This window comes from Bradyrhizobium sp. UFLA05-108 (assembly GCF_059803455.1).
In genome coordinates this window covers 12,921-33,571 of record NZ_JBANAZ010000015.1, presented here as the reverse complement: position 1 = coordinate 33,571, position 20,651 = coordinate 12,921, and the positions used below count along the sequence as shown (strand labels likewise).

The following is a 20,651-nucleotide window of genomic DNA, read 5'->3' as shown; positions in this document are numbered from 1 at the left end:
ATTAGCGCGCGCAGCTCAAGTCGCCTGCTCGCTTTTCCGGCTCGCAAGGATCTTGTCGATCCGCCGGCCGTCGAGATCGACGACTTCGAGATGCCAGCCGCCGAGGTCGAAGGCGTCGCCCACATTCGGCAGCACGTTGAAATGTTGCAGCACGAGGCCGGCCACGGTGTTGTAGCGATGATGCGGCGGCAGCTCGAAGCCGAGCAGCTCACCGAATTCGTCGACCGGCATCCAGCCCGAGATCAGCAGCGAACCGTCCGCGCGCGTGACGTAGGCCGGCTCCGGCGGGCCTTCCTCGGAATGGAACGCGCCGACGATGGATTCCAGAATATCGGCCGCGGTGACCACGCCTTCGAAGGCGCCGTATTCGTCGTAGACGAGGCCAACATGCACCGGCGCTGCCTTCAGGATCGCCAGCACGTCGCGCGCATCGGCGGAGGCGGGAATCACGGGCGCGTCGCGCACCAGCGCGCGCAGATCGGGCGTGCGCTCGTTCAAATAGGCGACGAGCAGGTCCTTGGCCTGGAGCACGCCGATCGGCTTGTCACGGTCGCCGTCGGAGACGGGAAAGCGCGAATGCGGGCTTTTCGACATGATCTCGCGGATCGTCTCCGGCGCATCGGTGAGATCGATCTCGTCGACCTCCGTGCGCGGCGTCATGACGGCGCCGACCGGGCGGTCGCCGAGCCGCATCACACCCGCGATCATCTCCCTCTCGCCGGGCTCGAGCACGCCGGCGCTTTCGGCCTCGCTGACGAGGTGATGGATCTCGTCCTCAGAAACCTTTTCCTCCGCCTTGCCGCCGCGGCCGAGCAGCGTCAGGATCAGCTTGCCGGAGAGATCGAGCAGGATCACCAGCGGAAGCGAGATCTTCGCGAGCCAGTCCATCACCGGCGCGACCTTGACCGCAATGCTTTCGGGATCGCGCAACGCCACCTGCTTGGGTACCAGCTCGCCCACGATCAGCGTCGCGTAGGTGATGAGGGTCACGACGATGCCGACGCCGACGATGTCGGCAATCCCCGCCGACAGGCCGAGTTCGACCAGCCATTGCGACAGCCGCTGTCCGAGCGTCGCGCCCGAGAACGCGCCTGACAGCACGCCAACCAGCGTGATCCCGATCTGCACCGTCGAGAGAAACTTTCCGGGATCGGACGCCAGCGCCAGCGCGCGCTCGGCACCGCGCACGCCCTTGGCGGCAAGCATCGACAGGCGGGCCGGGCGCGACGAGACGACCGCCAGCTCGGACATCGACAGAAGGCCGTTGACGACGATGAGGCAAACGACGATGGCGAGTTCAAGCGAAAGCATCGATGTTCCAGGTTAGGCATGCGGCCACTACCTCGTCATATAGGCATTCGGCGGGCGAATGCCCGGGAATTCTATCGCATCCTCGCGTTGCAGCGGCATTGAACAGCTACGACCTGGCACACTCCGCGGAACTACGGTTGTTGCGGGGGTGTTTACTTAACGGCGCCTTAGTGTCTCCCGGCTAGTTTTCCCGCCATTAACGGTAATGCTTGTGGGGATCGGGATGCGGATCGGAAGGCTCTTCGCACTGTCGATGCTGTCGGTGACAGTCTTCGCGGTCATCCTCGGCGCCGAGGTGCTGGTGCCCCAGACACGCGTCTATGCCGACCGTTCCCAGGCCATCAAGGCCGTCGATGCCTTTGGCGCCATCCTCGTGGTCAGCCAGTACGTCGTCGGCTATCGCGCCCCCTACATCACGCCGATCTTCCAGGAAGCTCCTGCGACTCCGGCCCAACTCGAGGCCACCGCGAAAGCCGCGAAGGCTGCGGATACGGCGTTCGAGAATGCAAGGCGGGCGATCATTGCTCTGGATGATGGCGCCGCGCTGGTCGAGACTCTCGACCGGGCCGCGAGCCGCTTGAAAGAAATCCGCGCGGCGGCGGACCGCGCCATGAGTGTCCCCCTCAGCGCGCGCGACGGCGCCGCCATCAAGGGCTTCCTGCCCGGCGTCGCCGATGTGATCAACGCCATCGAACCGATCATGAACCGGCTCGAGGCGAAGGTGGTGAGCGCCGACTCCTCGCTCGCGGCGCTGCTGAACGTGGCCCGCACGGCGCAGGATTTGCGCGTCTCGGCCGGTAGCCGTGCCGCCACGCTGTCGCCCGCGATCAGCGCCCACCGCCCGCTGACGGTGGCCGAATTCTCCCTGATGGACCGCGTGCAGGGACGCGTGGAGGCGGACCGCGAGCGCATTGAGGCCGGCATCGATCAACTCGGAAATCCGCCCCGCATCGCCAAGGCGTTCAGGGACGCAACCGAATCCTATTTCGGGCGCGCGGCTCTCGCGGTCGAGAAGGCGATGCCCGCGGCGCGGAGCGACGGCAAGTACGGCCTCAGCACCGATGAGCTGGCGGATGCCATCGTGCCGGCCATCCAGATGTTTTTCGGCGTGCGAGATGCCGCGCTGGCGGAGGCGGCCGACCGCGCCTCGGCGGTCCGTGACGGTGCGCTGGCGATGCTGGCGCTCGCCGGCATCGCGGTGCTGGTGCTGCTCGGCATGCTCGCCGGCGTGACCGTGATGCTGCGCAGCCGCGTGGTGAGGCCACTTGCGGAGCTTGCGGAAGTGATCGGCGCTCTCGCCGCCGGCAAGCACGCGGTCGAGATTCCCGCGAGCGGGCGCCAGGACGAGATCGGCCAGGTGGCCGGCTCGCTCCAGCACTTCAAGGATTCGCTGATGGCCAAGGCCGCCGCCGACGAGGCGGCCGGCGTCGAATCGGAGGCGAAGCTCAAGCGCGGCCAGCGCGTGGATCAGATCGCCCGCGAGTTCGAAGCCCTGATCGGTGACGTCGTCAACACCGTCTCGTCGGCTTCAACCGAGCTGGAAGCATCGGCCGGAACGCTGACGCGGACAGCCGAGCAGTCGGAGCAGGTGACGGCGACCGTCGCGGCCGCATCCGAGCAGGCTTCCACCAACGTGCAGACCGTCGCTGCTGCGGCCGAGGAGATGGCCTCCTCGGTCGACGAGATCAGCCGTCAGGTCCAGGATTCCGCCCGCATCGCCAGCGAGGCGGTACGGCAGGCCGAGCAGACCAACGGTCATGTCGGCGAGCTCGCCAAGGCTGCCGGCCGCATCGGCGACGTCGTCGAGCTGATCAGCCAGATCGCAGGCCAGACCAATCTTCTGGCGCTCAATGCCACGATCGAAGCGGCGCGCGCCGGCGAGGCCGGGCGCGGCTTCGCGGTCGTCGCATCCGAGGTCAAGGCGCTGGCCGAGCAGACCGCAAAAGCGACCGGCGAGATCAGCCAGCAGATCGCCGGCATCCAGTCCGCGACGCAGGATTCCGTCGGCGCCATCAAGGCGATCGGCGACACCATCACCCGCATGTCCGAGATCGCCTCCGCCATCGCCTCGGCGATCGAGGAGCAGGGCGCCGCAACGCGCGAAATATCCCGCAACGTGCAGCAGGCGGCGCGCGGCACCCAGCAAGTCTCCGTCAACATCGTCGACGTGCAGCACGGCGCAAGCCAGACCGGATCGGCCTCCGCCAACGTGCTCGCGGCAGCGAAGTCGCTCTCGGGCGAGAGCGGCCGCCTCAAGGTCGAGGTCGGCAAATTCCTCGATGCGATCCGGGCGGCGTAACGGCACGTTTGCGATTGTTGCGAAATCGCGGTGCCGGGCGGCGCGCCCGCATCGCGGAGGTCGCCGAGATCGATCTCAACGACGCGCCCGAGGTGCGTCCAGGTTGCTCAGGCGAGCGCGCTTTCCTGCGCCGGCGTGGATTTTCGGGGCCAAGTTTCTGGGAACTCGTTTAGCCGGCGTTAATGATGCCTTCTCAATGTGGCACATCCGGTGCGGTTTCAGACCATGTCTATGTGTTGCGCGTAAACCTTGATTAACAGGGGCGTATCCATATTCGCCCGTGTCGAGCGCGCGATCGGCGGAGGAGATCTGACCGTCTCCTCCGATCGACAACATTTCAGGAAAGTGCTTTCGCCGCAGCGACGGCAATAGGATGAAGATCATGCTCCGCCGCTCAGTTCTTCGTTTCGCGAGAGATCGGAAGGCCAATATCGCCGTGATCACCGCGCTCGCGATGGTTCCCATCGTCTTTCTGCTCGGCATGACGCTCGATTTCACGCAGGCGCTACGCAAGAAGGCGCAGTTGGACGCCGCTGCCGACGCAGCCGCAATCGCAGCCGTCAGGCCGGCCATGCTGATGCAAACTAGTACGGTGGCTAGTGCCACCGCCTCGGCCATCTTTATGTCGACGGCGAACAGTCTTGCGCCGGGGTTGACCACGACACCGACGCCGACGATTACCGTCACTGACGTAGGACTTAAGCGCACCGTCAGTGTTTCGTATAGCACCGCATCCATCAACAATTTTCCCGCGGTGCTCATGAACACTGCGTCGTGGCCGATCAACGGCTCGGCGACAGCGCAGGCGGCGAGCGCGCCCAACATGAATTTCTATCTGCTGATGGACGACTCGCCATCCATGGGGATCGGCGCGACCACGGCCGACATCAGCAATCTCATCACCTACACCGCTTCCAAGTACCAGTCAGCAAAAGCCTCGCAGAATTGCGGCTTTGCCTGTCATCAAACCAATATCGCTCACGACGGCGGGACCCAGGATAACCTCGCGATCGCACGATTCAGGAATATCACCCTGCGGATCGATCTCGTGACAAGTGCCGTCAATCAGTTGCTCAATACATGGTCGAACTGCCCGCAGTCTGGTGTTTCGGGGGGCGTCATGCAGTGCATGTCGGCCCTGAACAACACCACGTATAACGCGGCGCTCTATACGTTCGACTTGGGTTTGAACGCACTGGCGACGCTGACCACCCCGACATTGGCTGGAGCCCAGGTTTCCAACATTGCGCTGATGCCGGTCGCCTACCAGAACTGCGTCGTTACGACAACGAACTGCAAGACCGACAATGGCACGGATATCGCCGGCGCGCTCACCAACCTCAACAAAATCATGCCTACGCCCGGCCTCGGCAGCAACGCGTCAGGAGATACGCCGCAGGAGGTGGTCTTCCTTGTCACCGACGGCGTCGAGGACAAGATCGTCTCGGGCGCTTCAGCTTGCCCCAACGCGAGCCTCGCCTCCAACAATCGATGCCAGCAGCCGCTCGACACGACGATATGCACGACCATCAAGAACAAGGGCATTAAGATCGCTATCCTCTACACGGAGTACCTGCAACTCATCGCCAGTGCCTCCACCGGTATCCAGACAACAGATTCCTGGTACATGAGCTGGATAGACAAGTACGACCAGCCTGATCCCTCAACCGGCACGATCGCACTAAACCTCCAAGCGTGCGCCTCGCCTGGCTTCTACTCCCACGTCAAAACCGGCGGCGATATCAAGCAGGCGCTGACGGACCTGTTCATCAAGGTCGCCTCAAGTACCGCCAGCCTCACGCAGTAAGAAAGCGCCATGGTCCAGTTGGAAACCACACCAGGGAAAAGGCGCCGCAATCGTTTCGGCGCCTTTGTCAGGGACAACGAAGGCGCCACGGCGGTCGAGTTCGCGCTGATTGCCACGCCGTTTCTCGCCATCCTCGCTGCCCTCATCCAGACGTTCCTGCTTTTCTTTGCGCAGTCGATCCTCGAAAATGCCGTCCGGCAATCGGCCCGCCAAATTCTGACAGGGCAGGTGCAGACGCAGGATGCGAGCATGACATCGGCCGCAGCCGCGGCCGCATTTAAAAATACCGTCTGCAACAACGCCAAAGTCCTTTTCACCTGTAGTAGCACTGGCGGCCTGATGGTCGACGTCCAGGTCGCCAACAACTGGTCCTCGGCCAATGTCGGCATGCCGACGCTGACCTACAACAGCGATGGGACTGTCGCCAACACCTGGCAATTCAATCCGGGAACTGCGGGCGATATCGTTGTTGTCCGCGTGATGTATCTCTGGCCGATTTTCTTCGGGCCGATCGCTTTCAACATGGCAAACCAGACCAACGGCTCCCGGCTGATCATGGCAACCGCCGCTTTTCAGAACGAGCCTGCCACTCCCTAGAGGTATCAGCCTATGACCAGCCTGTCATTTCGCTTAAGGAAGTTCTCCACCAACGCCGATGCCGTGGCAGCGACAGAGTTCGCGATCGTGGTGCCGTTCATGCTGGTGCTGTTGGTCGGCGGCGTCGAACTCGCGAACGGAATGGCGATCAACGTCAAGGTCAGCGCGACGGCTCACTCCGTGGCCGACATGGTTACGCAGAACACGTCGCTCAGCACGACCTCGATGCAGAACATACTCACCGGAGCGACCTCCATCATTGCACCGTATTCCGTCAATGGCAGCAGCGGCAGCGCGATCCTGTCCGTCACCGTGTCCGAAGTCTCCAGCGATGCCAATGGCAACCTGACCCTTCGATGGAGTCAGTCGTACAACGGAACAACCTTCACACAGGGAAGGACCAATTTGACGGGCTTGACAGTGCCCACGTCGCTCAACGGAACGGTCGGCAACGCAAACAATCCGAACAACCAAAACGACCAGGTTTCGTTCATTGTGAGCGAGGTCTCGTACGCCTATACACCCAATCTCGGGTTTACGATCAGCGGGACCGTAAATCTTCAGGACACATTTTGGAAGTTTCCGCGCTGTTCAACGAACAGTCCCTCGAACTCGACTGGTCCTGCCTACTATGACGTCAAGTACACCAGCTCGACGACCACGTGTACCTGCCTCCAGCACTTGCAGTATAAGACCTGCTAGTTTGGCTCTGCGAGAAGCAGCGGCGGCGTACGCCACCTCCCGGTGAAGGGCGGCGGCCTCACGACCATCTCAGAACTCGCCGTGCAGCCGTCCTGAAAACACCGACACCGGCCCGCGATCGGCATTGTAGGCGGGGTTGACGATGAGCTGGTAGTCGGCGGTGAAGGTCAGGTTCTTGTTCAGCGCGTAGGCGTAGTAGGTTTCGAGGATGCGCTCGTTGCGATAGTTGAGCGCGCCGTCGCCGACGAGCACGCCGAGACCGCCAGCGGCGAGGAAGTCGCGATAGTCCTGCGACAGGCCATTGATGGCGCCGCCGATGCCGATCACGTCGTCGGGCCGGCCCCATTTCGTGCCCTTGATCGAGAGCCCGCCCGACAGGCTGCGATTGATGTCGGTGAAGGCGAGGGTCTCGGTCTTGCCGTCGTTCCAGCTCCAGCGGCCGAACAGCCCGACATCATCCGTGATCGCCTGCTCGAGGTTGACGACATAGCCGACCTTGAGGCGACCGCGCCGGGTCTGCGTGATGTCGAGGTTGAGCGCAGGATTGTCCAGCGTCTCGCGGAAGCTGCCCATATTGGCGCTGTCGACCCAGCCCATGGTCCTGAGCTTGCCGGGCTGGCCGAACAGCGAGTAGCGCGTCTCGAGCTCGATGACGTACTGGCCACGCTCGGGGATATTGGTATCGAAATGGTTCGCGTTCGATTCCGCGACCATCAGGAAATAGCCGCCGCGCAGCGCCCATTGCTTTTGATTGAGCTCGGCGGTGACGCCGTAGGTGAGGCCGACCTTGTCGGCGGCATAGTCGAAGGCACCCGGTGCCCAGATCGACCAGTTCATGAAATCCTTGCGCGTGTCCTTGGCGTAGGCATTGCCGTCGAACACGTCGACCACTGCGAATTTGCCGGCCTGCAGCGTGAGGCGGGAGACGTCGACCTTCTGTCCGAGCTGCAACTGGCCGCTCGCAAGCTCCTCCTGCTCGCCGCCGAAGCCAAACGTCTGGCGCAGAAACAGGCGCGAGGTGTTGTAGTGCGGGTAGGGAAAGTTCGACTTCTGCGCCTCGCCATTCGGGAAGCCCGCGGCGCCGACCGTGTCGTTCAGTCCAAATCCCTGGAGCAGCTCCGGGTTGTAATAGACCTCGCCGCCGTCCCACAGTCGCGCGTTCAGGAACAGGCTGTTGCTCCAGGTCGCCTTGGCCTGTGCCGAGGGAGACAGAGAGTTCGGCCCGCTGTAGAGCGCGGGGAATGACGGATAGCCTTGCGGAAGATACGTGCTCTGGCCGTGAATCTCCCAGCGATCGGATTCGGTATCCGTGAGCGATGTCTTGGGATCGTAGCCCGGCATGCCCGGCCAATCGACCTTGCGGTTGAGGCCAAGCCTGATCGACTGGAAGTCGAGCGATGAGGATGTGTACTGGGCTCCGGATGAGAAGCCGATATTGGCGCCGTCAAAGCGACTGTAGAGATATTCGAGCCGCGCGCTCCAATGTGGCGCGAAGCCATATTCGACGCCGGCACCCGCGATCCAGCCCGGCCTCGTGTTCAGGACCTTCTGGGTATCACCCGCGGCCGGCGTGTCGAAATAGCGTTCGCCCATCCAGGCAAAGCCGCCGGTGGCATAGACGAGCCACGGACCGCTCGCATAGCCGACCCGGCCGCGCAGGCTTGCCGTGTAGTCCCATTGCTGCGTCACTGCGTTGACGGGTGTTGCGAGCGAGGAGACAATCGAGTTGGAGGTGATGTAGTTGGGAAACGAAAAATCGCCTTCGACGCCGAGCAGAAGACCGGAGTTGAGCCGATAGTTGTAGCCGGCCTGCACGCCACCGACCATGCCGCTGAAGACACCATTGCCGCCGATCGCGGTGCCGTCGTTCAGGGCGAAGGCGGACGAGCCGCGGCCGTAGCCGGCATGCGCGCCGATATAGAACCCGGTCCAGTCATAGACGGCCTTGAGCGCAGGCGCCTTGAGCGGCAGATCGGCCGCCTGGCCGGCAGCGGGGAGCGCCAGCACGCCGCAGGCGATCGCGGCGGCCGTGCGCAACAACCGGTGTCGGTGACCTCTCAACGTCAAAGCACACGCCCCTAATTTGCCCCACGCCCCGATATCCCTGCCGATTCGTGGCGATCCTGTCATCAGGTCCTTCTCGTCCACTCGATCGGACGAGATGATCGCGGTGCGTCGCGATTTCTTCCCAAGTCCCTGTACCTGTTGCGAACCTTATTGCGAATAATTCTCAATAGCAACAAGTGCGGAATGTCGCAGACGATGGTTCGCATCCTTGTGTGACGGGACTGCAACAAAAACTCCGCCGCCAAAAAAGGATGACCCCGCCCGGGGGGACAACCGGACGGGGTCGGGGGCACGACACGGGGTGGATGAGGCGCCCGTGTCGGACGCAGGACCCACTCAGGGATCGGGCCTCAGATAGGTGAGATCAGTAGCAAGTGCGGACGCGGCCGACGTAGTGGCCGAAGGCGTCATACTGGGCGACCCAGCCGCAGCGGTGATAGCCGTAGTAATAGGGGTCGTTGCTGGCGGCGATTGCAGTGCCGACGATGGCGGCGGTGGCGATGCCGGCGCCGACGCCCCAGCCCCAGCCGAGCGGCTTGGCCTCGGCCGACGAGGTGGTGGTGGCGACGCTCGCAGTGATGGTCAGTGCAGCGAGGGCAGCAGCGGCAATCTTGGTCTTGATCGACATTTCAAACTCCATCCGGGGTGAGGCGGTCCGTTGTGGCCCGCGTGCCCAGTTGGACGGAGGCTTGCGCGTTCGGGTTCGAAACGCGCCAAGTCGACCTCGGAAGTCGCTAGGTAACTAAGCAATTTCAAAGGGATGTGGAGTAGGTGAGGGGGCCTGACGCGAGCCTCTTCACGTCGAAGTTATCGATCTCGGCGAGCAACTCGCAGAAGGCCCGCGCGCCCCGGTCGACGAGCTGTTCGCCTTTCTCCGCAGAGGCCAGTGTCGCGTTGCCGACGGCGCCGCTCAGGTGCAGGTCCTGCGCCTGCCAGGCGAACGGTGCGGGCCGCTGTGTCGACAGCCAGCGATATTGCTGCTCCATCGCGATGCTGCTGGAAGCAAAATCCGCGATCGCGTCCTTGCGCACCTCGGACGGATAGCGCGCCAGCATGATTGAGGTCTCGACCGCGCCGCCATGGATGCCGTGGCGCACTTCTTCGGCGGGAAACAATTGCTCCGCGCCGGAAAGCCGCGACCAAGACGTCGTCACCACGAACAATTTCTGATGCGCGCGCAGATCCTGCGCCACCAGCATCATCGCCGCGCTGTTGCCGCCATGGCTGGTGACGATGACGAGTTTTCGCAGGCCCGCGCGCGCGACATCCTCGCCGATTCCCGTCCACCTCTTCAGCGCCACTTCGGTCGGCAGCGTCTGCGTGCCCGGATAGTCGATGTGCTCGGTGGAGATTCCGATCCGCTCGACCCCGAGAAACGTGACAGGAAGGTTTTCGGGCGCAAGCGCGCGCACTCGCGCAAGATATGCCTCGGCGATCAGCACATCCGTCTCGAGCGGCAGATGCGGCCCATGCTGCTCGGTCGCCGCCAGCGGCAAGACCGCGATCCAGCGCGCCGGTTCCGCGGGCTCAATCTCGCTCCAGCGGATGTCGGTCCAGTCGCGGGAAGGTCTCATCGTGGTTTCTTTGCGTGAATTTGTAACGTAGTTTGCGGGCCTGAAGGGGACGTGGCCCGACCGGCTGCGTCCCCGAAATTCTTGTGTTTTATCATGGTCCAGAACGATCGACGGAGTCCAATCATGCGCCCCATCCATCTGCAGCGAGCGTTAACGGCAGGCTTGATGGCCGCATGCATGTCGATCCTGCCGGCGCGGGCCGAGACCCTGGATAAGGTCTCCTTCGGCACCAACTGGGTCGCCGAGGCCGAGCATGGCGGCTTCTTCCAGGCGGTCGCCGACGGCACCTACAAGCGCTATGGGCTCGACGTCACCATCGTGCCGGGCGGGCCCAACGAGAACAACCGGATGCTCCTGATCGCGGGCAAGATCGATTTCTTCATGGCCGCCAACACGCTGATGTCGTTCGACGCCGTCACCAACAACGTGCCCGTCGTGACGATCGCCGCGATCTTCCAGAAGGATCCGCAGGTGATGCTGACGCAGCCGGACGCCAAGGTAGGCAAGATCGAGGATCTGAAGCCGCTGACGCTGTTCGTCTCCAAGGAGGGCATGACCAGCTATTTCCAGTGGCTGAAGTCCGAATACGGCTTCAGCGAGAAGAACGTCCGGCCCTACAATTTCAATCCGCAGCCCTTCATCGCCAATCCCAAGAGCGCGATGCAGGGTTATGTGACGTCGGAGCCCTTTGCGGTGGAGAAGGCTGCGGGCTTCAAGCCCAACGTGCTGCTGCTCGCCGATTCCGGCTTCAACACCTATTCGACCCTGATCGAGACCCGCCGCGAGATCGTCGAGAAGAAGCCGGACCTCGTGCAGCGCTTCGTCGATGCCTCGATCGTCGGCTGGTACAACTACATCTATGGCGACAATTCCGCCGGCAACGCCATGATCAAGAAGCTCAACCCGGAAATGACCGACGAGCTGCTCGCCTATTCCGTCGCCAAGATGAAGGAGTACGGTATCGTCGATTCCGGCGAATCCCTGAAGAACGGCATCGGCGCCATGAGCGACGAGCGCTACACCTCTTTCTTCGACAAGATGGTCAAGGCCGGCGTGGTGCGCTCCGACATCGACTATCGCAAGTCCTACACGCTGCGCTTCGTCAACAAGGGCGTCGGCGTCGAGCTGCGTCCGAGCAAGCCGTAGCCGATGCGGCGATATGATCAAGATGCGCCCGCATCGTTCACCTCTCCCATAGGGAGAGGTCGGATCGCATCGCTAGATTCGATCCGGGTGAGGGGTTACGCTCTCTCGTGGGACCCCCTCGCCCGCGCCTGCGGCGCGACCTCTCCCCGTTGGGGAGAGGTGGAAATCGCGGCGCAGCCAGACCAAACAACAGCCGCCTGCCAATGATAGAGCGCACAGCTTCGTCCGGGGGCGATGTCGGGCTGACGGCGCTGGCCGTCAGTCTGCGCGGCGTGACGAAGGCCTATGACACCGGCGTGATGGCGCTCGGGCCGTTCGACCTTGCCGTGCGCAAGGGCGAGTTCATCTCCCTGCTCGGGCCGTCCGGCTGCGGCAAGTCGACGGCGCTGCGCCTGATTGCGGGCTTGAGCGCGCCGAGCGCGGGAACGGTGCGGGTCTCGCGCCATGAGGATGTGGCGCGGCCGGGCCATGCCATCGGTTTCGTGTTCCAGGAGCCGACGCTGATGCCGTGGACGAGCGTGCGGGAGAATGTGCGGCTGCCGCTGAAGCTTGCGGGCGTCGCCAGGGCCGAGGCGAACGCGCGCGTGGACGAGGCTCTTGCCAGTGTGGGCCTTGCCGATTTCGCCGATGCATTCCCACGCGAGCTTTCCGGCGGCATGAAGATGCGGGTCTCGCTGGCGCGCGCGCTCGTCACGGATCCCGATATCCTCTTGATGGACGAGCCGTTCGCGGCGCTCGACGAGATCACGCGCTTTCGCCTCAACAACGATCTGCTCGCGCTGTGGCGGCGCCTGCGCAAGACGGTCATCTTCGTCACCCATTCGGTGTTCGAATCCGTCTATCTCTCCCAGCGGGTCGTGGTGATGACGGCGCGGCCGGGCCGTATCCAGGCCGATATCCGGATCGAGACCATCGAGCCGCGCGGAGAAGAGTTTCGCACCTCTGCCGGCTATGCCGATTATTGCCGCAAGGTGTCGAGCGCGCTCGCGCCGTCCTATTCCGGGCAGTCGGTGCTATGAGCGCAGAGCCCGTCGTCCCGGCAAAGCCTGAGAATGGTGCCTTGCGCGCCGCGCGCTTTGCGCTTCCCCTCGTCGTCTTCGCGGCAGGCCTCATCGCCTGGGAGCTCGTGGTCCGCATCAAGCAGATACCGCCTTATGTGCTGCCGGCGCCCTCGGCCGTGTTCCTGACCCTCATCAAGGACTGGGCGGTGCTGTCGCAATCGCTTCTCACCACCTTGCTCACCACGCTCGAGGGTTTCATCGCGGCCAGCCTCGGCGGCATCGCGCTGGCGCTGCTGTTCAACCAGTCGAAATGGGTGGAATATTCGCTGTTCCCCTATGCGGTCGTCCTCCAGGTGACGCCGGTGATCGCGATCGCGCCGCTGCTGCTGATCTATCTCGACCAGGAAACCGCCGTCGTGGTCTGCGCCTTCATCGTCGCGTTCTTCCCGGTCCTCGCCAACACCACGCTCGGGCTGAATTCGGTCGACCGCAATCTCGCCGGCCTGTTCCAGCTCTATGGCGCCTCGAAGCCGCAAACCCTGCGTTTTCTCAAATTGCCCTCGGCCTTGCCCTATATCCTCGGCGGCCTGCGCATTGCCGGTGGCCTGTCGCTGATCGGCGCCGTTGTCGCCGAGATCGCGGCGGGAACGGCCGGGGCCGGATCGGGCCTTGCCTACCGGATCGCCGAATCCGGCTATCGTCTCAACATACCTCGCATGTTCGCGGCGCTGCTTTTGCTGTCGCTTGCCGGGATTGTCATCTATGGGGTGCTGGCGCTAATTTCCCACCTCATTTTACGGCGCTGGCATGAAAGCGCCCTTGGAAAGGAAAGCTGATGGCGGCCGCTTCGATTTCGTCCGAGAAGATCGATCTTCTGATCTATGGGCCGGTGCGGCCGATTCTCGAAAACGGCTTCTCAGACCATTTCGTCGTGCACAAGGCGGAGACGCGGGCCGACCTCGAGCGCCTGACGCCTGCCGTCCGCGAAAAAATCCGCGGCATCGCCGTGACCTATCACACCGTGCGGGCCGACAAGGAGTCGCTGTCGCATTTCCCGAAGCTGGAGATCGTGGCGAATTTTGGCGTCGGCTACGATCACGTCGACACGGCTTATGCGCGCGAGCACAATATTGTCGTCACCAATACGCCGGACGTTCTGACGGAAGAGGTTGCCGACGTCGCGATGGGCCTTCTGCTTGCCACCTTGCGCGAATTCATCCCGGCCGACCGCTATGTACGCTCCGGCCTCTGGACGACCCAGAACTATCCGTTGAGCGTCGGCTCGCTGCGCGACCGCAAGGTCGGCATCGTCGGCATGGGCCGGATCGGTCAGGCGATGGCGCGCCGGATCGAAGCCTCGCTGGTGCCGGTCGTTTACCACTCGCGCAATCCATCCAAGGATGTTTCCTACCAGCACTATCCCGATCTGATCGAGATGGCGAAGGCGGTGGACACGCTCATCGTCATCGTGCCCGGCGGGGCCGGCACCAACAAGATGATCAACGCCGAGGTCCTCAAGGCGCTCGGTCCGCGCGGCGTGCTGGTCAACGTCGCGCGCGGCTCCGTCGTCGACGAGCCTGCGCTGGTCCAGGCGTTGAAATCCAGGACTATCCTCGCCGCCGGTCTCGACGTGTTCGCTGCCGAGCCGAACGTGCCGGATGAGCTCAAGACCATGCAGAATGTCATTCTGCTGCCACATATCGGATCGGCATCCGTGGTAACGCGGAACGCGATGGACCAGCTCGTGGTCGACAATCTCAAGACCTGGTTTGCCGGCAAGCCGCCGATCACGCCGGTCCCGGAAACTCCGGTGAAGAGTCGCGGATGACACATCTTCGGGTCGGTGCGTGGGCAATCGTCGCGGCGCTCGTCGCCGTGACCGGTGTTGCGCAGGCGCAGGATACGACGACCCTGAAGAAGGACATGGTCGGGCAGTGGGAGCTGTCCACCACCGAGCGCAGCAAGACCTGCGTGGTGACGCTGAAGGGTGACGGGGCTGGCCAGGCCTCCAAGCTCGAGTTGGAGCCGGCCTGCAAGACCGCGCTGCCTTTCACCAAGGACATCACGGCCTGGAGCATCAAGGGCCTCGACATCGTACGGCTCCAGGATGCCACCGGCGAATCTGTGATCGACTTCACCGAGGTCGAGGCCGGCATCTTCGAGGGCTTGCGGCAGGGCGAGGGTGTCTACATCCTGCAAAATCTCGCCGCCGCCCGCTCGATGGCCAAGTCGATGGATCAGATGATCGGCGACTGGTCCATGGTGCGCGGCAATGGCCAGCCGGTCTGCACGCTCGTGCTGACCAACACCGAAGCCGGCCCCGACAATTTCCAGGTCTTCCTCAAGTCGAAATGCGACGCCGAGATCGCGCAGTTCAACCCGACGCAGTGGCGGCTCGAGCGCGGCCAGATCATCCTGATGTCGAAGGCCGGCGAAGCCTGGCAGTTCGAGGCCGACGACAACGCGCAATGGCGCCGCGTGCCCGATACCGCTGATCCCCTGATCCTGCTGCGGCAATAGCGGAACTGACCGGCCTGCGTGGCCGTTGGCAATCCAACAGAATTGTCGAGGGAGCCCCCGCGATGGCCAAACGCGTGCTCGCGATCGGCATCGAGCCCGGCAGCGCGGATTACAGCGCGTTCCCGCAGCTCACGCCCGAGCTCGTGCGCAACTATGTCGACGCACAGCTGCTGCGGCTCACTGACCTCGGCTATGAGGTCACGAGCTGCCTGATCGATCTCGACGAGACGGCGGAGGCGGTGGTCACGTCGGCCCTGCGCGAAGCGAGCTTCGACTGCGTGGTGATCGGCGCCGGACTGCGCGAGCCGAAGGAGCGCCTGCTATTATTCGAAAAGGTGCTCAACCTCGTGCACCATCTCGCGCCGAACGCTGCGATCTGCTTCAACACCAACCCGAGCGACACGGCCGAGGCCGTGCAGCGCTGGATCGCGCCGTGACGGCGGGCGGCCTTACTTCGGCACGGGCGAACCGTGATGCTGGGCCACCAGCCATTTGCCGTCGACCTTGACGAAAGCGAGCGTCAGACGGAAGGGCAGCACGGTGCCGTTGGGAAGCGTGAAGTCGGCAAAGCCTGAGCTGAGCACGACGTCGGGGCCGGCCGCGATCGCCTGCTGATCGCCCATCTTGACCTTGATGCCTGCGGGTAGCTTGCTGAAATAGGTGCGCACGCCATCGGTGCCGGTAAAGAGCTGCGCGGTCGAGCCGAACAGCATCGCGTCCTTGGTGTAGAGCGCGACAAACTTGTCGACATCTCCGGCATTGTAGACCTGCTCCCAGCTCGCGCGCGCCGCCACCGCGTCCTCGTTCGGTCCGGCCTCTGCCGCGGAGATCGTCAGCAGCACCAGGCCGATCAGCACCAGAAATCGACGCGCCATGTCGCTATTCCTCATGAATGAAACATCTGGAAATTCCCGGCCACCCGTTCGAGCCGCACTAGCCTACGTTCTGTAGCACGCGCGATCCCTTGCTGGTATGGAATCTGAGACCATGGCGACATCGCGTGGCGCCTCACGCCGGAAGGGGCGTGATAGTTCTGGCCCGAATCCCCAGCCGACGATATGACTCGCCGCGTCACACTGGAGGATTGCGATGCTTCGAGGACTTAGGATGGCAGGACTTAGGATGGCAGGACTTGGAATGGCGGCCTGCCTGGCGGTTGCGATGCTGGTGCCGGTGCATGAGGCTGCGGCGCAGGACGCCATTGGCGGCGCGATCGTCGGCGGCGTCGGCGGTGCCATTCTCGGCGGCGCGATCGGCGGCAGCCGCGGCGCGGCAGTCGGTGCGATCGTCGGCGCCGGCACGGGTGCGGCCATCGCCTCCGAAGGCGAGCACCGCCGTTCGGGCTATTACGCCTATCAGCGCGGCTGCTACATGCAGCGCCCCGACGGCGCCTATGTCCGGGTCGATCCGCGTTATTGCTACTAGTTTTGCTCTGACTTGATACCGGCGTCACGTGGGTGGCGCCGGTGCGAGCAGTGATCGCGCCGAACTAGTCGCGACGCGCTTCGACTCGCGTTTCCTGGTACGACAGTATGTCGACCTGAGCAGGCATCATCATTGGGCTTATTTTCTCGATCTGGTCGAGAAGCCAGTCGACCAGATGACCGGGGCTCAGCAACGACAGGCCCGTGCTCCAGATGTGCTCTATTGTCTGATTCATCATCGATTCCTCTCCGTTTCGATGATGAACGATTGTGACACACATTCCCGCAGCACAAAGCGGAGAGTTAATAGATGGTAAATGGGCGGCGAATGATCTGCATGAGCCCGTATCCCCGCAGGCTCGCTTGCCCAGCTCGGTCTGGCGCGGCATGTGTCTCATGATTGGGGAGGCGACTCAATCGCGCGAGCCTCGCCCCGAGGCTCTTTCGAGCATGCGCATCAAACTTCGAATGTGCCGCTGGTTGACCTGCGCAATCGCGAGCCTCCACGTTCTTGTCGTCGCGCCAGTATTGGCGCAACAGATACCAACTGACGAGCGCACCTTCACAGCGTTTGTGGCCGAGCGGGTGCGGACCGCCGTTCGCGACGTCGCCGTCGTCATCAAGGGGCCGCTGACGCTTTCGATTGGGCCCCTACAGGCCAATCTCGATCGGGTCTATGCGTTCTGCAAGGCGAACGCGGCTGGCTGCGCCAAGGAGATTGAGACCTATGTGGGCGGTGTCGCGGCAGCAACGCGCAATCAAAGTGATCCGCCGACCAAGGAAGCTCTGCGCGTCGTAGTCCGGTCGACCGAGTATATGCGGCAAGCCTTGGGGCCTGCGCCGGGTGCGATGGTGACGCCAAGGCCTCTCGTTGAGGGGCTGGTGATCGTGCCGGTGCTCGATTCGCCACGCACGCTCCGGATGCTCAACGACAAGGACCGGGCGACGCTTGGTCTTACCACCAATCAGGCATTCGACATTGGAATTGCCAATCTCCGCAACGCTACCAGGCCTCTTATGGAAGTCGCGAAGGCGGCACCGCCAGGGCAGATCGGCACGATCGGCGGCGACTATTATCAAACCAGCCGGCTTGCGCTGCCGGATAGCTGGGCCCCGCTGGCGCAGGCTCAGCGTGGCGTATTGATCGTTGCGGCGCCGTCGGCTGACGTCCTGCTGTACGTCGGCGAGGACTCCGGTGCCGCGATCGATGCTTTGCGAACGCTTGCCAAAGGCGTCATGGCCCGCTCGCCAAAGCCGCTCTCCGGCGCACTGCTCCGCTGGACACCGAAGGGATGGCAACTGATTCGATGAGATCGCCTGTCACGGCGCGACCGGATCATCAGCCGATGCGCACGAGGTGATCCCGACTCGCGAGGGCGCTAAGCCCCCACCTTCGCCAGAACGTCCGCGCGCAGGAAGCGCTCGATGAACAGCATGAACAGCACGGATGGCACCAGGAGGATCAGTGCCGTGATCGAGGCGACCTGGTAGTTTCCGCCCATCGCCGCATTGTAGAGCAAGAGCGGCAGCGTCGTGACTTGGGGAACGCCGACGAAGAACGTGCCGGTGAACTCGTCCAGTGATTCCAGGAAGACGAAGATGCCGCTCGCGATGACACCCGGCGCTGCCAGGGGGAGCGTCACCGTGAAGAAGGTGCGCAGCGGCGAGGCGCCGATGTTGCGGGCCGCGAGTTCGAGATCCCTGTCGACTGCCGCGAAAGCCGCGGCCGCGATCCACACGGAATAGACCAGGCCGTGCGCGGCGTGAACCAGCACGACGCCGAGCACGGTGCCGTTGATGCCGAGGCCATAGAAGATCCGTGCCACGTTGATGTAAATCGCCACCGAGGGAAAGGCCTGGGGCAGCAGGAACACGATCATGAACAGTGAGCGGACCGGCAGCTTCAGGCGCGCCAGCGCGTAGCCGGCCGGCACGGAGAGCGCGAGTGCGACGACGACCGTCAGCACCGCAATCGAGACCGAGGTCCCGAGCGAGGCCATGGCGTCGCCGGTCGGGCGGAAGACCTGCTCCCAGTAGCGGGTGCCATAGGTGACCGGCAGCTTGTAGGGCGTGTACCACCGCTCGGCCACCGACCACAGCGCCAGATTGGTGAGCGGGCCGATCAGCGCAAAGGCGAAGGCCGCAAGAAGAGCGCCCGCCAGCGCAGCGCGCAGCAAGGATGCGACGCGGCTCATGGCGCGCCCTCCTTCGCCATGCCGTGCCGGAGATAGAGGATCGCAGCACCGGCGCTGATCAGGTAGGTGATGACGCCGAGCGCATTCGCCGTGGCATAGTCGCCATAGGAGTTGATGCGGAAGGCCATGTCGACGGTCAGCATGGTCGGTTGCGAACCGGCCACCATCATCGGCACGGAGAGCACCGAGAGCATCGTCACGAAGGACAGGACGAGGGCAACGAGCAGCGTCGGCATCACCTGCGGCAGCGCCAGCTCGATCAGAACCCTGAGCCGCGAGGCGCCGAGATTGCGCCCGGCCTCGAGGGTCGCGCGGTCGAGCGAGGCCAGCGCGCCGGCCAGCAGCAGGGCGACGAATGGGGTCTGCTTCCACACGAAGGTGATGATGATGCCGCGCCAGTCGAGATAGCTTACCGCCTGCAACGGCTCCAGCAGGCCGAGCGAGACGAAGGTGTTGTTCATCAGCCCGTTCTTGGCGAGGAAGGTGCGCATGCATTGCGCGGCCACGATGAAAGGGATGAACAGGGGCCAGCGGTAAAGGGCGCGCAACGTTCCGACGACCCATGGGTTCTCGCCGAGCGTCAGCGTGCCGGCGATGGCGACCGCCGCCAGCGCCGTCAACGCGCAGGAGGTCACCACGATGACGATCGTGAAGAGGATGTCGCCGGAATAGAGCTCGAAGGCCTTGCCGAAGGCCTGCAAGGAGAATCCGCCATCAGGATCGGTGAAGGCCGAGACGAGCGAGAAGCAGAGCGGATAGAGGAACAGCGCCGCGACGAGCGCGAGGCCCGGCGCGATCAGCAGCAAGGCGAGCTGGCGCTGGGACAGGCTCATGATATTTCGCGGCGTTCCGAACCCGTCCCGCAAAACGCGCCCCTCAGTTCGCGACCTTCTTCTCGTAGCCCTCGAGAATGTCGTTGAAATAGGGCGCGATCGGGAAGGGTTTTGCGTTCTTGGACAGGTCGGCCGGGGTGATGTCGGTGAAGAGCTTGTCCCATGCCGCCTTGTCGAGCTTGCCTTCGAGGTTCTTGGCGTCGATGCCCGGATACCAGTTGAACTTCTTGACGATGCCGTCCGCCTGGACCTGCGGGCTGGTGGCGAGCGCGATGAACTCCTCTGCGAGCTTCGGCTGCGCCGCCTTCTCCGGCACGGCGTAGTACATCGGCTGGCCGGGCATGCCGGGCGAGGCGAGCTTGAGCTTCATGTTGGGCGGCAGCTTGCCGTCTGCCTGCCAGGAATAGAACATGTCGACCCAGACCGGGCCCATCGCGATCTCGCCGCGGTTGAGCATGTCGAGCGTGCCGGCATTGCCGGGCGTGATGACGATGTTCTTGTTGAAGTCCTTCAGCTCGCTGAAGGCTGTGTCCCACTTTGCCTTCTCGGCCGGGTCATACGGCCCCTGAATCAGTTTGCCGGCGTCGCCGCCGAAGGCATAGATCCAGCCGGCGACGAATGCCACGCCGGACATGCCGCCCTTGATGCCATTGTAGCCGAACTGCTTCGGGTTCTTTTTCACCCACTCCTTCAACTCGGCGAAGTTGTCGGGCGGGGTCTTGAGCATGTCGGCATTGTAGGCGAGCGCCGTCTGCGACTGGAACATCGGGATGACGTAGCCCGAGACGTCGGCGCCGAGCGAGTTCTTGGCGGTCTCGCTGGAGACCAGCTTCGCGGTGTCGACCTTGTCGGTGTATTTCGCGAGCAGCCCTTGCTTCACCATCGTCCCGGCCGCCTTCTGGTGGATCACCACCACATCGAAATCGGTGGTCGCGGCGCCTTTCTGGGCGTCAAGCTTCTCAAAGATCTTCTGGGAGCCGGCATCGCCGGGACCGGTGCCGACGGAGATGACCTTCACGCCGGGGTGACTCTTCTCGAACATCGGGCCGAGATAGTCCTTGACGTAGTCGACCATATTCTGGTCGCCGGCCGAAGCGACGTTGAGGGTCTGTGCGGCGAGAGGCGATGCTGAGAGCAGCGCCGCGAGCGAGCAGGCTAAGTTGAGAATGCGCATG

General features: G+C 63.5%; 21 protein-coding genes. 12 read left to right on the top strand and 9 right to left on the bottom strand.

What is annotated here, in order from left to right; translation table 11 throughout:
• Window positions 1-15: 15 nt before the first annotated feature.
• Window positions 16-1,311, bottom strand: a complete 1,296-nt coding sequence (locus SO140_RS13655; protein WP_449383310.1) for a hemolysin family protein — start codon at window positions 1,309-1,311, stop codon at window positions 16-18.
• A gap of 223 nt (window positions 1,312-1,534) precedes the next feature.
• Here SO140_RS13655 and SO140_RS13650 point away from each other — a divergent pair, with 223 nt between their 5' ends.
• The 4 genes from SO140_RS13650 to SO140_RS13635 all read left to right on the top strand — a co-directional run bounded on the left by SO140_RS13650 (window position 1,535) and on the right by SO140_RS13635 (window position 6,716).
• On the top strand, window positions 1,535-3,610 hold the full coding sequence (locus SO140_RS13650) for a methyl-accepting chemotaxis protein (protein ID WP_449383311.1): 2,076 nt from the start codon (window positions 1,535-1,537) through the stop codon (window positions 3,608-3,610).
• Between the two features lie 382 nt (window positions 3,611-3,992).
• The gene (locus tag SO140_RS13645; protein ID WP_449383342.1) at window positions 3,993-5,417 is read left to right on the top strand and encodes a TadE/TadG family type IV pilus assembly protein; all 1,425 of its coding nucleotides are present in this window, start codon (window positions 3,993-3,995) and stop codon (window positions 5,415-5,417) included.
• 9 nt (window positions 5,418-5,426) lie between these two features.
• Window positions 5,427-6,014, top strand: a complete 588-nt coding sequence (locus tag SO140_RS13640) for a TadE/TadG family type IV pilus assembly protein (RefSeq protein WP_449383312.1) — start codon at window positions 5,427-5,429, stop codon at window positions 6,012-6,014.
• A 12-nt stretch (window positions 6,015-6,026) separates the two neighbouring features.
• The gene (locus SO140_RS13635; RefSeq protein ID WP_449383313.1) at window positions 6,027-6,716 is read left to right on the top strand and encodes a TadE/TadG family type IV pilus assembly protein; all 690 of its coding nucleotides are present in this window, start codon (window positions 6,027-6,029) and stop codon (window positions 6,714-6,716) included.
• A 69-nt stretch (window positions 6,717-6,785) separates the two neighbouring features.
• Here SO140_RS13635 and SO140_RS13630 read toward each other — a convergent pair whose 3' ends face one another.
• The 3 genes from SO140_RS13630 to SO140_RS13620 form a co-directional block, all read right to left on the bottom strand.
• Window positions 6,786-8,753 (bottom strand): carbohydrate porin, encoded by a 1,968-nt coding sequence (locus SO140_RS13630; protein ID WP_449383314.1) that lies wholly within the window; start codon window positions 8,751-8,753, stop codon window positions 6,786-6,788.
• Between the two features lie 394 nt (window positions 8,754-9,147).
• Window positions 9,148-9,411 carry a hypothetical protein gene (locus SO140_RS13625; RefSeq protein ID WP_449383315.1) on the bottom strand — a complete coding sequence of 88 codons (264 nt, stop codon included), beginning with the start codon at window positions 9,409-9,411 and terminating at the stop codon, window positions 9,148-9,150.
• 124 nt (window positions 9,412-9,535) lie between these two features.
• A complete protein-coding gene (locus tag SO140_RS13620; protein WP_449383316.1) occupies window positions 9,536-10,357 on the bottom strand; it encodes a creatininase family protein in 822 nt (273 codons plus the stop codon).
• A gap of 123 nt (window positions 10,358-10,480) precedes the next feature.
• Between SO140_RS13620 and SO140_RS13615 the strand changes: the two genes are divergently transcribed.
• The 6 genes from SO140_RS13615 to SO140_RS13590 all read left to right on the top strand — a co-directional run bounded on the left by SO140_RS13615 (window position 10,481) and on the right by SO140_RS13590 (window position 15,461).
• Window positions 10,481-11,503 (top strand): ABC transporter substrate-binding protein, encoded by a 1,023-nt coding sequence (locus SO140_RS13615; RefSeq protein WP_449383317.1) that lies wholly within the window; start codon window positions 10,481-10,483, stop codon window positions 11,501-11,503.
• A 203-nt stretch (window positions 11,504-11,706) separates the two neighbouring features.
• The gene (locus SO140_RS13610) at window positions 11,707-12,522 is read left to right on the top strand and encodes an ABC transporter ATP-binding protein (protein WP_449383318.1); all 816 of its coding nucleotides are present in this window, start codon (window positions 11,707-11,709) and stop codon (window positions 12,520-12,522) included.
• Window positions 12,519-13,340: an ABC transporter permease gene (locus tag SO140_RS13605; RefSeq protein WP_449383319.1), complete on the top strand. Its 822-nt coding sequence runs from the start codon at window positions 12,519-12,521 to the stop codon at window positions 13,338-13,340. Before SO140_RS13610 ends, SO140_RS13605 begins: the two co-directional genes overlap by 4 nt.
• Window positions 13,340-14,332: a 2-hydroxyacid dehydrogenase gene (locus tag SO140_RS13600; RefSeq protein ID WP_498542721.1), complete on the top strand. Its 993-nt coding sequence runs from the start codon at window positions 13,340-13,342 to the stop codon at window positions 14,330-14,332. Before SO140_RS13605 ends, SO140_RS13600 begins: the two co-directional genes overlap by 1 nt.
• Window positions 14,329-15,024: an AprI/Inh family metalloprotease inhibitor gene (locus SO140_RS13595; protein ID WP_449383321.1), complete on the top strand. Its 696-nt coding sequence runs from the start codon at window positions 14,329-14,331 to the stop codon at window positions 15,022-15,024. Before SO140_RS13600 ends, SO140_RS13595 begins: the two co-directional genes overlap by 4 nt.
• 62 nt (window positions 15,025-15,086) lie before the next feature.
• On the top strand, window positions 15,087-15,461 hold the full coding sequence (locus SO140_RS13590; RefSeq protein ID WP_449383322.1) for a hypothetical protein: 375 nt from the start codon (window positions 15,087-15,089) through the stop codon (window positions 15,459-15,461).
• Window positions 15,462-15,473: 12 nt separating this feature from the next.
• Here the strand turns inward: SO140_RS13590 and SO140_RS13585 are convergent, their stop codons facing one another.
• Window positions 15,474-15,899 (bottom strand): SgcJ/EcaC family oxidoreductase, encoded by a 426-nt coding sequence (locus SO140_RS13585; protein WP_449383323.1) that lies wholly within the window; start codon window positions 15,897-15,899, stop codon window positions 15,474-15,476.
• A 247-nt stretch (window positions 15,900-16,146) separates the two neighbouring features.
• Here SO140_RS13585 and SO140_RS13580 point away from each other — a divergent pair, with 247 nt between their 5' ends.
• A complete protein-coding gene (locus tag SO140_RS13580; protein ID WP_449383324.1) occupies window positions 16,147-16,449 on the top strand; it encodes a YMGG-like glycine zipper-containing protein in 303 nt (100 codons plus the stop codon).
• Between the two features lie 64 nt (window positions 16,450-16,513).
• Here the strand turns inward: SO140_RS13580 and SO140_RS13575 are convergent, their stop codons facing one another.
• Entirely contained in the window at window positions 16,514-16,684 is a 171-nt protein-coding gene (locus SO140_RS13575) for a hypothetical protein (RefSeq protein ID WP_449383325.1), read from the bottom strand.
• 214 nt (window positions 16,685-16,898) lie between these two features.
• Here SO140_RS13575 and SO140_RS13570 point away from each other — a divergent pair, with 214 nt between their 5' ends.
• Window positions 16,899-17,759: a DUF1444 domain-containing protein gene (locus tag SO140_RS13570; RefSeq protein WP_449383326.1), complete on the top strand. Its 861-nt coding sequence runs from the start codon at window positions 16,899-16,901 to the stop codon at window positions 17,757-17,759.
• 68 nt (window positions 17,760-17,827) lie between these two features.
• On the opposite strand, the gene SO140_RS13565 is transcribed toward SO140_RS13570, so the two are convergent.
• The 3 genes from SO140_RS13565 to SO140_RS13555 are packed head-to-tail and all read right to left on the bottom strand — an operon-like array spanning window position 17,828 to window position 20,650.
• Window positions 17,828-18,643, bottom strand: coding sequence for an ABC transporter permease (locus SO140_RS13565; protein ID WP_449383327.1), 816 nt, complete (start codon window positions 18,641-18,643; stop codon window positions 17,828-17,830).
• Window positions 18,640-19,470, bottom strand: coding sequence for an ABC transporter permease (locus tag SO140_RS13560; RefSeq protein WP_449383343.1), 831 nt, complete (start codon window positions 19,468-19,470; stop codon window positions 18,640-18,642). The genes SO140_RS13565 and SO140_RS13560 overlap by 4 nt, the downstream gene beginning before the upstream one ends.
• A gap of 49 nt (window positions 19,471-19,519) precedes the next feature.
• Window positions 19,520-20,650, bottom strand: coding sequence for an ABC transporter substrate-binding protein (locus tag SO140_RS13555; protein WP_449383328.1), 1,131 nt, complete (start codon window positions 20,648-20,650; stop codon window positions 19,520-19,522).
• Window position 20,651: the final 1 nt, after the last annotated feature.